Annotated in this window: 8 protein-coding genes and 2 pseudogenes; 8 read left to right on the forward strand and 2 right to left on the reverse strand. The window is 70.4% G+C overall.

Going from position 1 to position 11,007, the window contains the following annotated elements:
• The 7 genes and pseudogenes from HHX35_RS44395 to HHX35_RS44400 all read left to right on the forward strand — a co-directional run.
• A pseudogene (locus tag HHX35_RS44395) lies at window positions 1–131 on the forward strand (sugar phosphate isomerase/epimerase); the annotation flags it as partial.
• A 106-nt stretch (window positions 132–237) separates the two neighbouring features.
• Window positions 238–1,389 carry an inositol-3-phosphate synthase gene (locus HHX35_RS42085; RefSeq protein ID WP_182904198.1) on the forward strand — a complete coding sequence of 384 codons (1,152 nt, stop codon included), beginning with the start codon at window positions 238–240 and terminating at the stop codon, window positions 1,387–1,389.
• A gap of 7 nt (window positions 1,390–1,396) precedes the next feature.
• Window positions 1,397–2,242, forward strand: a complete 846-nt coding sequence (locus tag HHX35_RS42090) for an SCO3242 family prenyltransferase (protein WP_182904199.1) — start codon at window positions 1,397–1,399, stop codon at window positions 2,240–2,242.
• Window positions 2,239–3,096, forward strand: a complete 858-nt coding sequence (locus tag HHX35_RS42095; RefSeq protein WP_182904200.1) for a sugar phosphate isomerase/epimerase — start codon at window positions 2,239–2,241, stop codon at window positions 3,094–3,096. Before HHX35_RS42090 ends, HHX35_RS42095 begins: the two co-directional genes overlap by 4 nt.
• Window positions 3,093–3,698, forward strand: a complete 606-nt coding sequence (locus tag HHX35_RS42100) for an EboA domain-containing protein (protein WP_182904201.1) — start codon at window positions 3,093–3,095, stop codon at window positions 3,696–3,698. Before HHX35_RS42095 ends, HHX35_RS42100 begins: the two co-directional genes overlap by 4 nt.
• Window positions 3,698–4,555: a TatD family hydrolase gene (locus tag HHX35_RS42105; protein WP_182904202.1), complete on the forward strand. Its 858-nt coding sequence runs from the start codon at window positions 3,698–3,700 to the stop codon at window positions 4,553–4,555. Before HHX35_RS42100 ends, HHX35_RS42105 begins: the two co-directional genes overlap by 1 nt.
• A 48-nt stretch (window positions 4,556–4,603) precedes the next feature.
• A pseudogene (locus tag HHX35_RS44400) lies at window positions 4,604–5,062 on the forward strand (alkaline phosphatase family protein); the annotation flags it as partial.
• Between the two features lie 140 nt (window positions 5,063–5,202).
• On the opposite strand, the gene HHX35_RS42115 reads toward HHX35_RS44400, so the two are convergent.
• Both HHX35_RS42115 and HHX35_RS42120 read right to left on the reverse strand, forming a co-directional pair.
• On the reverse strand, window positions 5,203–6,912 hold the full coding sequence (locus HHX35_RS42115; protein ID WP_182904204.1) for a cellulose binding domain-containing protein: 1,710 nt from the start codon (window positions 6,910–6,912) through the stop codon (window positions 5,203–5,205).
• 245 nt (window positions 6,913–7,157) lie between these two features.
• A complete protein-coding gene (locus HHX35_RS42120; RefSeq protein WP_182904205.1) occupies window positions 7,158–8,645 on the reverse strand; it encodes an endo-1,4-beta-xylanase in 1,488 nt (495 codons plus the stop codon).
• Between the two features lie 1,086 nt (window positions 8,646–9,731).
• Here HHX35_RS42120 and HHX35_RS42125 point away from each other — a divergent pair.
• Window positions 9,732–11,007, forward strand: a 1,276-nt coding sequence (locus HHX35_RS42125; protein WP_182904206.1) for an RICIN domain-containing protein, incomplete at its 3' end; no start/stop codon positions are given.

Here is an 11,007-nt window from a genome sequence, read left to right on the forward strand (position 1 = left end):
TCTCCATCGAGTGGGAGGACGCGGGCATGGACCGGCTGCACGGCGCGCCGGAATCCCTCGCCTACATCCGCTCGCTCAACGCCATCACCCCACCGGCCGCAGCCTTCGACGCCGCCTTCTCCTCCGAATGACACATCACGCCGGGCGGCGGCCGCACGGTGGCCGCCGCCCGCCGGATCCGACCCGCCGTGAGCAGCACCCCCACCGTCCCGGCAACCGATCGGGGAGAGGAGACAGATGAGAACCGGAGTATGGCTCATCGGAGCACGAGGATCGGTCGCGGTCACCAGCATGCTCGGGGCGTCGGCGGTGCGGGCGGGCCTGGCCGAACCGACCGGATGCGTCCTGGAGTCGCCCGAGCTGCACAGCGACGCCCTCCCCGCGATAGGGGACCTGGTCTTCGGCGGCCACGACATCTCCTCGATCCCTCTGGTCAAGAAGGCCGCCGCGCTGGCCGAGGCGGGAATCGTTCCGGCTCGGCTCGCCGGGGCCGTGCAGGACGCGCTGCTCGAGATCGAGCAGGACGTGCTTCCCCTGCCGGTCCGCGACACCCAAGCCGGGGTCGCGGACGCCATCGGCGCCGACCTGGACCGTTTCCGCCGGCGGCACGATCTGGACCGCGTCGTCGTGATCAACGTCTCGACCACGGAACCGGCGCCGCGACTCCATCCCGCCCACGCCGATCTCGACGCGCTGGGGGCCGCGCTGGACGGGCCGGAGCCCGTCCTGCCGCCCAGCGCCCTGGCCGCCTACGCCGCCCTGCGAGCGGGCTGCCCGTACGTCGACTTCACGCCCTCCACCGGCGCCCGCCTGCCCGCCCTCGACGCCCTGGCCCGCAGGCAAGGGCTCCCGTACGGGGGCCACGACGGCAAAACCGGCGAGACCCTGGTCAAGTCGGTGCTCGCCCCGATGTTCGCCCTGCGCAACCTGAAGGTGCGCACCTGGTCCGGCGTCAACCTGCTGGGCGGCGGCGACGGCGCGAACCTCGCCGAGCCGGCGGCCAACGCGGCCAAGTCCGCCAGCAAACAGCGCGTGCTGCACGAGACGCTCGGTTACGTCCCGCAGGGCGACACCCGGATCGACTTCGTCGAGGACCTCGACGACTTCAAGACCGCGTGGGACCTGATCTCCTTCGAAGGCTTCCTCGGAACCCGCATGCGCATGGAGTTCACCTGGCACGGCTGCGACTCGGCGCTGGCCGCGCCGTTGGTCCTGGACCTGGCACGGCTGACGGCGGCCGCCCACCGGGCCGGGCGCACCGGTCCGCTCACCGAACTGGCCTTCTTCTTCAAGGACCCTCTCGGAGAGGTGCCCCACGCGCTGCCCGAGCAGTGGCAGGCGCTGCGGGCCGCCGTGGACGCGCTCGGCTCCCGGGAGACGGGGCGATGACGACGCGATGACGGCGCTCCGCGATCTGATCGAGCTGGTCCGTGCGCCGGCCGCGCTGTCCGTGCCCGGCGACGTGGTCGCCGGGGCGGCCGCCGGTGGGGCGCTCGGCCGCCGCACCATCGGCCTGGCCTGCTCCTCGGTCCTCCTGTACTGGGCGGGGATGGCGGCCAACGACTGGGCCGACCGGCATCTCGACGCGATCGAGCGCCCGGAGCGTCCCATCCCCTCGGGGCGCGTGCCGGCCGAGGCGGCCCTCGGCACGGCGGCGGGGCTCACCGTCGCCGGGCTCACCGTGGCCGGGCTGGCGGGCGGCCGGCGTGCCCTGGCGGTCGCCGCACCCTTGGCCGCCGCCGTCTGGGCGTACGACGTGGCGGCCAAGGGCACACCCGCCGGTCCCCTGACGATGGCGCTGTGCCGCGGCCTCGACGTGCTGCTGGGTGCCACCGGCGGCTCCCGCACCGCCGCGCTGCCTTCCGCTCTCACCATCGCCGCCCACACGTACCTGCTCACCGCGCTCTCGCACGCAGAGGTGTCGGGGGCGGACCCGCGGCTGCCCGCCGCGACCCTGGCAGGCACCGTCACGCTCGCCGCCGTCACCGCCCGTGGTGCCGGGGGACCGGCGCAGCCGGCCCTCGCCGGCTGCTACGCCGCGCAGTTCGGCTTCCCCCAGGCGCACGCCGTCGCCGACCCCTCCGCGCAGCGGGTCCGTGACGCGGTCAGCGCGGGCATCGTCAGCCTGCCGGCCCTCCAGGGCGCCCTCGCCGCGCGCGGCGGCGCCCCCCGCGCCGGCCTCGCCCTCGCGGCGGCGATTCCGCTGGCCCGACGCCTGGTCAGGAAGATCTCCGCGACATGAGGTTCGGCTACGGCACCAACGGCTTCGCCAATCACCGGTTGCCGGACGCCCTCGACGTCATCGCCGGCCTCGGTTACGAGGGAGTGGCCCTGACGCTCGACCACTGCCATCTCGACCCGTACGCCGACGGGCTGGGACGGCGCGTGACGGAGGTCGCCGACAAGCTGCGCGACCTCGATCTGGCGGTGGTCGTCGAGACCGGTGCGCGTTACCTGCTCGATGCACGACGCAAGCACGCCCCGACATTGCTGGACGACGACCGGGACCGGCGGGTGGACTTCCTTCGCCGCGCCGTCGCGATCGGCGCGGACCTCGGCGCCGAGGCGGTGTCGTTCTGGTCAGGCATACGCCCGGCCGGGATCGACCAGGCCGCCGCCTGGAACCGGCTGGTCGACGGCTGCGGGCGTGTTCTCGACGCCGCGCGGTGCACCGGTGTGACGCTGGGATTCGAACCCGAGCCGGGGATGCTCGTCGAGACGATCGCCGGCTGGCGCAGGCTGCACGAGGCGCTCGGGTCTCCGGACGGCTTCGGCATCACCTTGGACATCGGGCACTGCCGCTGCAACGAGCCCGAACCGGTGCCCGGCTGCGTCGCAGCCGTGGCCGGGCACCTGGTCAACGTCCAGATCGACGACATGCGACGGGGCGTGCACGAACATCTGGAGTTCGGCGAAGGGGAGATCGACTTCCCGCCGGTGTTGCGCGCGCTCACCGACGCCGGCTATCGGGGCCTGGTCGCGGTCGAGCTTCCCCGTCACTGCCATGCCGCGCCCGCCGTGGCCCGGCGTTCGATCGAATTCCTGCGCGCAGCCGAGCAGGCGTCGAGGCGTGACGGCGAAGGGAGAACGGCATGACGCGATTGGAGCCGCTGCGGGCCGCGCTGCGGGAGACACCGCGAGAGGGATGGGTGGACGCCGCGCTCACCGCGGCGAGCGAGCGACCCGAGACGATCGGCAGGTCCTTCACCCAGGCCGGACGGCGGGCCGGGCGCACACCCCTGCCCGGCGTGCCCGGCTGGACCGCGGACGAGGCCGCCCGGGCGCTGCTGCTGGCCGCGCTGCCGGCGGACCGGGCGGAGGCCGAGATCGGCGACCTCTACCGCTACGGCGACGCCGACGAGAAGCGGGCCGTGCTCAAGGCCCTGCCGGTGATCGCCGTCGGCTCGGCGGGACTGCCCCTGCTGCACGACGCGATCCGCACGAACGACGCCCGTCTGCTGGCCGCCGCCCTCGGGCCGTACGCCCGCCACCTCGACCAGGCCGCCTGGCGGCAGGCGGTGCTCAAGTGCGTGTTCACGGGAGTGCCGCTGACCGCGGTCGACGGGCTGGACGAGCGGGCCGACCGTGAGCTGGCGGCCATGCTGGCCGCCTTCGCCGACGAGCGCGCGGCCGCGGGACGCCCCATGCCCGCCGACGCCGCCGCCCTGCTCGGCCGTCTGACCCGTGAGGAGTCCTGATGCGCATCTTCGACCCGCACATCCACATGACGTCGCGCACCACCGACGACTACGCCCGGATGGCCGCCGCCGGCGTCCGGGCCGTCGTGGAGCCGGCCTTCTGGCTGGGGCAGCCCCGCACCAGCCCCGGCTCGTTCACCGACTACTTCGACTCGCTGATCGGCTGGGAGCCGTACCGGGCCGCCCAGTTCGGCATCGTGCACCACGCGACGATCGCGCTGAACCCCAAGGAGGCGAACGACCCGCGCTGCCGCCCCGTGCTCGACCTGCTGCCGCGTTACCTGGACAAGGACCGTGTCGTCGCGGTCGGAGAGATCGGCTACGACTCGATCACCCCGGAGGAGGACGACGTCTTCGAGCGGCAGCTCGCCCTCGCCGTCGAGCACGACCTGCCGGCGCTCGTCCACACCCCCCACCGCGACAAGGCCACCGGCACCCGGCGCACTCTGGAGGTCGTCGCCGCCTCGGGGATCGCGCCCGAGCGGGTCGCCGTCGACCACCTCAACGAGGTCACGGTCGGCATCGTGCGCGACTCCGGATGCTGGATGGGCTTTTCCATCTACCCCGAGACGAAGATGTCGCCGCCCCGCATGGTGGAGATCCTCAAGCGGTACGGCCCGGAGCGGATGCTGGTCAACTCCGCCGCCGACTGGGGCGTCTCCGACCCGCTGCTCACGCTGGAGACCGGAACGGCGATGCTGGCCGCCGGATTCACCGAGGACGACGTCGACCGGGTGCTGTGGCGCAACCCGGTGGAGTTCTACAGCCAGTCCGGGCGCCTCGACCTGACCGGCGCCGGAGCCGGGGCGGACCAGCCCACCTTCGCCGGCAGCTCCATCAAGCGCGGCGGCGGCTGATGCGGCTACGCCACCCGGGAGGAACCCCGCTGCACCTGAGCTACTGCAGTCACCCCCCGGCCGATCTATCACGCCGACGGGCGTAAGGAGGCCGACTGCTATACCCACCCCCCGGAGCTGCACGACGAGCTCACCGCGGCGCTGGGCACCTTCCCCCTGTTCAGCTACTGGGGCCCGGGAGCGGCATCGCCTCGTCGGCCTGGCGGCGCAGGGCAGGACCGTCGTCTGCGTGTCGGAGTACGGCATCACCGACGTCTCACGCCCCGTCGACGTCAACCGGACGATCCGTGCGGAAGGGCTCCTGCGTGTCTACACCCAGGACGGCATGGAGTATCTCGACCCGTGGACCTCGCGCGCGTTCGCCGTCGCCGACCACCAGGTGGCGCACGTCTACGTTCCCGACCCCGCCGACGCGCCGGCGTCGCCGAACTCTGCGCGTCCCTGCCCGGCGTCGCCGAGGTGCTCGACGAGAGCGGGAAGAAGGCGCACGGCCTGGACCAGGTCAAGGACCTGCTGCTCCGCCTCGCACTGGGGTGATCTCGCACGGAGAGGAAGCCGCGCCCTGGGCCATCGGGTCCAGGGCGCGGCCGGGTTCTCGCCGGTCGGCTTCACGGGTTGTCTCGGTTGCCGATCAGACCACGTGCTGATCAGACCACGGTGCAGGGAACGCCGTTGAGGGTGAAGGCGGTCGGTTCGGCGGTGTTGCCGGTGTGGGTGGCCTGGAAGCCGATGTCGACGGTGGCCCCGGGCGCGATCGTGCCGTTGTAGCTGACGTTGCGGGCGCTCACCTGGCCGCTGGAGGGCGAGTAGGTGGCGTTCCAGCCCGAGGTGATGGACTGGCCGGAGGGCAGGGTGAAGGCCAGCGTCCAGCCGTCGATCGTCGAGGTTCCGGTGTTGGTGATGCTGATGCTCGCGGTGAAGCCGTTGTTCCAGCTGTTCATGGTGTAGGCGACCCGGGGCCCGGTCCCGGTGCCGCCGCTGGGCGAGGCGCTGGGCGAGGCGCTGGGCGACGGGCTCGGCGACAGGATGGGCGACGGGCTGGGCGAGGAGCCGCCGCTCAGGCTGGTCACGAAGGTCGTCATGCTGCGAGCGGGAAGCGTGACGGTGAGGGAGCCGTTCGACATGCTGGTCGCCGCCTGGGACGCGACGTTCCTGCTCGCGTCGGTCACCCAGGACGAGACGGCGGCCGAGCCGGCGCCCGCCACGGTGAACTGCTGGCTCACCGCGGAGGTCCCCTTGTTGATGGCGACGATGACGACGGTGTTGCCACTCCGGTACGCCGAGACGTAGACGTTCGACGCGGGATTCGCCGTCGCGTCGATCCGCACGTATCCGGGGCGGACGAACCTGGCGAACTGCGCCATGATGGCGCCGCGCTTGCTGATCTGGCCGTCTTCCCGCATGGGGCCGTAGCTGCGCCGGATGTACCACCAGACGTACGCCTGGAACTCGGCCTCCACCATGGCGCGGTGCATGTGCTCGCCCACGTCGAGCGCCTGCGGCCAGGTGTCCGCCGAGTCGGTGCTGTTGGGGTAGTAGACCTCGGTCATCCAGAGTTCTTTGCCCGCGCCCTTCTGCTGGAAGAGGGGGTAGGGGAAGTTCGAGTACGGCGTGCCGTAGAGGTGCGCCCCGATGATGTCCACGTTGGCGAGCGCCGTGGAGTCGTTGAGGATCGGGTCCGACATGCTCTTGATGTACTGGAAGGACTCGGGCGCCATGACCCTGGTGCCGATGACCGACGCGTTCTGCTTCAGGAAGTTCACGATCTCGGTGGCGGTCCACCAGGTCCAGGTGGACGCGTAGTCGGGCTCGTTCTGCACCGAGATGGCGTACAGGTTCACCCCGTTGTTGCGCATGTAGGTGGTGAAGTCGTTCAGGTGCTGGGCGTAGGCGGCGTACGAGCTGTACTTGAGGCGTTTCGCGTTGGTCTGGCTGCCGCGGGTGAAGGTCTCGGTCATGCTGGCCGGGGGATTCCACGGCGAGGCGAAGACGGTCGCCCCGAGCTCGACCGCGCGCTTCGCCGTCGCCAGGTCACGGCTCCAGTCCGACTGGTTCTCGCCGACGGGGATCCGCAGGATGGAGAACCCCAGCTTGCCGTCGCCGGTGCCGAACGCCGTGTCCCGCTGGGCGGCTGTCAGGTCGCCGGCCCAGGCGGCGTGGGTCATGCCGCCGAAGCCCTTGATCGTCTGCCGCTGCGCCGACGGATTGATGCTCGCGGTGGCCGCCGCGGCCTCCGAGGCCCCCAGGACCGACGTCGCGGCCGTGATGACCGGCAACGCTCCCATCGTCGCCAGGACGGATCTCCGGCTCAGCAATCTCCGCTCGCTGCTCGCGGGCCCGTTCTGATCCTGCGTCATGTCTTCTCCTCTTGGCTGTCGGTGCCGATCCGCGCCTTCGCGTGGTGGTCGCTCACCGGGGGAGCGGTCGCTCTGGGCACGGAGAACCGCACCGTGGGGGGCCGCCCGGACTCGGGTGCGTCGAGGCCGGCGACGGTGTCACGGATGGGATGGTTGTACGAGCGGAACGATGCCCAGGTCGCGTCGGCGAGCCCCGCGGCCCAACCGGGGCGGCCACGCTGGGGCCGCCCCGGTGAGGGGTGGTGTCACACTCGGGTCCACTGCTGGTTGGTGCCGCCCCAGCAGGAGTAGATCTGGAGTTTGGTGCCGTTGGCGGTGCCGCCGCCGGTGACATCGAGGCACTTGTTCGCGCCGACCGCGGTGATGGTGCCGTCAGCGTTGAACCGCCACTTCTGGTTGTTCTGCCCGTTGCAGTCCCAGATGATCACGCTGGTGCCGTCGGCGGTGCCGGCGCCGTTGACGTCCAGGCACTTGCCGCCGTAGACCCGCAGCTCACCGGCACTTGTCTGCGTCCACTGCTGGTTGCTCTGCCCGTTGCAGTCCCAGATCTCCACTTGCGCGCCGTTGGCCTGCGAGACGTCGGTGACGTCCACGCACCGGCCCGATCCCACGCCCTTGATGGCGGTCCCGCTTCCGGTGGGCGGGGGAGAACTGGAGGTCCCGCCGTTGAGGGCGTCGAGGACGGCCGTGTACGCCTGCTTCTTGTTGTAGTTGCCGTCGAACAGCAGTGGGGTGTCACCGCTGCGCCAGGAGTACTTGTCGGTGATGCCCCACACGGTGATGCCGGTGCAGCGGGGCACGGCCATGCATGCCTGGGTGACGCGGCGGTAGGCGTCGGCCTGGGTCGAGCCGGAGCCGCCGACGTCGAGCTCGGTGATCTGCACGTCGACGCCGAGCGCGGCGAACTGGGCGATGTTCTGCTGGTAGTTCGACGGAGGGTTGCCGAAGTGCGACTGCAGGCCCACGCAGTCGATCGGCACGCCGCGCGCCTTGAAGTCCTTGACCATGTTGTAGACGCCCTGCGTCTTGGCGGCGGTGGCGTTGTCGATGTTGTAGTCGTTGTAGCACAGCTTGACGTTCGGGTCGGCGGCCCGCGCGGCGCGGAAGGCCTCCTCGATGAAGCCGTTGCCGAGCTTCTGGGTGAAGATCGAGTCGCGTAGCGTGCCGACCGCGCCGCCGTCGGCGAACGCCTCGTTGACCACGTCCCAGGCGAAAACCTTGCCCTTGTAGTGGTTCATGACCTGGGTGATGTGGTTGGTCATCGCCGAGCGCAGGTCGCTGGCGGACATGCCGCTGTTGACCCAGCTGGGCAGCTGGGCGTGCCACACCAGCGTGTGACCGCGGACCTTCATGCCCTTGCTCAGCGCGTGGTTGACGATCTGGTCGGCGGAGCTCCAGTTGAAGGAGTTGCGGGAGGGCTCGATCGGCCCCCACTTCATCTCGTTCTCGGCGGTGACGGCGTTGAACTCCCGGTCCCAGGTCGCCACGTAGGTCGAGTCGTTCATGTGGCCGGCCGCGATCGCGGTGCCGAAGTAACGGCCGCTCTGGGCGGCGGCCGCGCCCAGCGTGCCGGCGGCGGCGCCGGCGGGGACGGACGCCGCGAGTGCGGTGACCGTGCCGAGGGCGCCGAGGGCGCCGGCGACCAGTAGCCGGCGGGTGCCGACGGCCAGCAGCCGGCGGGTGCCGGCGAGCGGTCGCCGTCCTCCGTCGGCGGATAAGGGGTTTTCGCCCATGCCTGAGCCTCCACTGCGAAATCAATGAGGGAACGCGGATAGACGCCCGCGGGAACAGCACGCGGTCCGTCGTCGCGTCGAAACTGCGGCCCCTGCCGTCCACCACCGACCCCGGCAGGAGGAGCCGCCTCGGGGAGTCAGTCTGGAAATCATCCCGAAACATGTCAAGGGCGTTTCCGGTAAGTTTCGACGTACTTCCGGGGCGTTTGCCATATATGCCCTGGCAGATGAGAGGAATGTCGTCCGTAAGTTTTCTGCTTGCTCCGCAGCGGCTCCCGGTGGCGGGCGGGGTTGGAATGAAAGTTTCGTGCGTCCGGACTCTGGACGGTGTTCTCGCATCCACGGGAGAGGCAGGTGAGCCGCATCCGGTCTACATGAGGGCCCGGACGGCGAGAGAACCGAGCGTTGACACGGCTTATGGCGTCCTGTTTGATCCGCTACACCACCACGACAAGCCGCCGATGGGAGAGGGGCACTGGTACGCGGATTTGTTAGCGCTAACATTTCATATGCAGGCCACCGGTGCGTGACCTTCCGGGCCGATACGCACTGTCCGCGTTGTCCATGAGCGACAAGCGGCTGCCGGAAGGGCCGCGGGCCGGTCGATGCTCCCAGCGCCACGAGTCCCGGCGACGCGTTCGAGGCGGGCAACGCCTGCGAGCTGCAGGGGGACAACCGGTATCCGCTGATCGCCGGATCGGCCGGGTGACCGACGGTGTCTCCGATCGCGGACCTCCACCGGAATCGCCGTGTCGTGGGCGCCGTCGGCGGGCAGTGCACCCGTTCGCCGGGGCGAGCGACCCGACCGTCCCGGTGACCCGTGGACCGACGAGATCAGCCACGGTGAGACGGTCCGCACCACCGTCGGCCAGACCTCACCGTCGGCCCTGCACGATTCGGTGCCTCTGCCAGGGCCGCAAACCGGGCTCGGGCGGCGACCACATCAGCCTTCCCCGCGGACCTGCCGACCCCGTGACCTTCCCCCGGCGGCGAACGCCCTCGTGCCCCGCGCCGGCGTGAGTCCACGTACCACACCGCGGGTGTCTTCACCCCCCAGCCGTGTCTCCGCTCTTCGAAGGAGAGAAGATGCAACCCTCCGTCCGCGCGACGAGTGTCCGGCGACGGGCGCCGGCCACCGTCTTCGCATGTCTTCTGGCGGCGCTTGCGACCGTTCTCGCTACCGCCGTCGCCTGGGTGGCGCCGGCCTCAGCGGCGACCGCCGACACCAACACCTGGTATGTCCTGGTCAACCGCAACAGCGGCAAGGCCCTCGACGTCTCCAACTTCTCCACCGCCGACGGCGGGTCGCTCGTGCAGTGGAGCCGCACCAACGCGAACAACCAGCAGTGGCGGTTCGTCGACTCCGGCGGCGGCTACTACCGCCTGCAGTCGCGCCACTCGGGCAAGGTGCTCGACGTGTACAACTTCTCCACCGCCGACGCCGCCGACGTCGTGCAGTGGACCGACCACAACGGCACCAATCAGCAGTTCAGCCTCGCCGACTCCTCCGGCGGCTACGTCCGGCTGATCAACCGCAACAGCGGCAAGGCCGTGGAGGTCCAGAACGCCTCCACCGCGGACGGCGGCAAGATCGTGCAGTACTCCGACTGGGGCGGCAACAACCAGCAGTGGCAGCTTGTCCCCGTCGGGAGCGTCTCCGATCCCTCGTCGTCGCCCTCGCCCAGTCCGTCGCCGTCGCCCTCGTCCAGTCCGTCGGCGTCGCCGTCGGCGAGTCCGACGAACGGGCCGTGGCCGCCGTCGTCGACCTATTCCAACCCGGTGTTGTGGGAGGACCTGGCCGACATCGACGTCTTCCGGGTGGACGACACCTACTACTACTCGGCCTCCACGATGCACTACTCGCCCGGCGCGCCGATCCTGCGCTCCTACGACCTGGTCAACTGGGAGTACGCCGGGCACTCGGTGCCCAAGCTGGACTTCGGATCGAAGTACGACCTGAACGGCGGGCGGGCCTACGTCAACGGGGTCTGGGCGTCGTTCCTGAACTACCGCAAGAGCAACAAGACCTTCTACTGGGGCGGCTGCATCGACTTCAGCAAGACCTACATCTACACCGCCACCTCCGTCGAGGGTCCCTGGAACCGGCACACCACGATCAACAAGTGCTACTACGACGCCGGGCTGCTCATCGACGACAACGACACGATGTACGTCTCCTACGGCAACACCAACATCAGCGTGGCCCAGCTGTCGGCCGACGGAAAGACCGAAGTTCGCAGCCAGCAGGTGTTCTCCACCCCCTCCAGCGTGGGCACCCTGGAAGGGTCGCGGATGTACAAGCGAGGCGGCGCCTACTACATCTTCCTGACCCGCCCGGCCAACGGCCAGTACGTGCTGAAGT

The sequence above is a fragment of the Microbispora sp. H10830 genome, assembly GCF_014161375.1.
Classification (GTDB): domain Bacteria; phylum Actinomycetota; class Actinomycetes; order Streptosporangiales; family Streptosporangiaceae; genus Microbispora; species Microbispora catharanthi.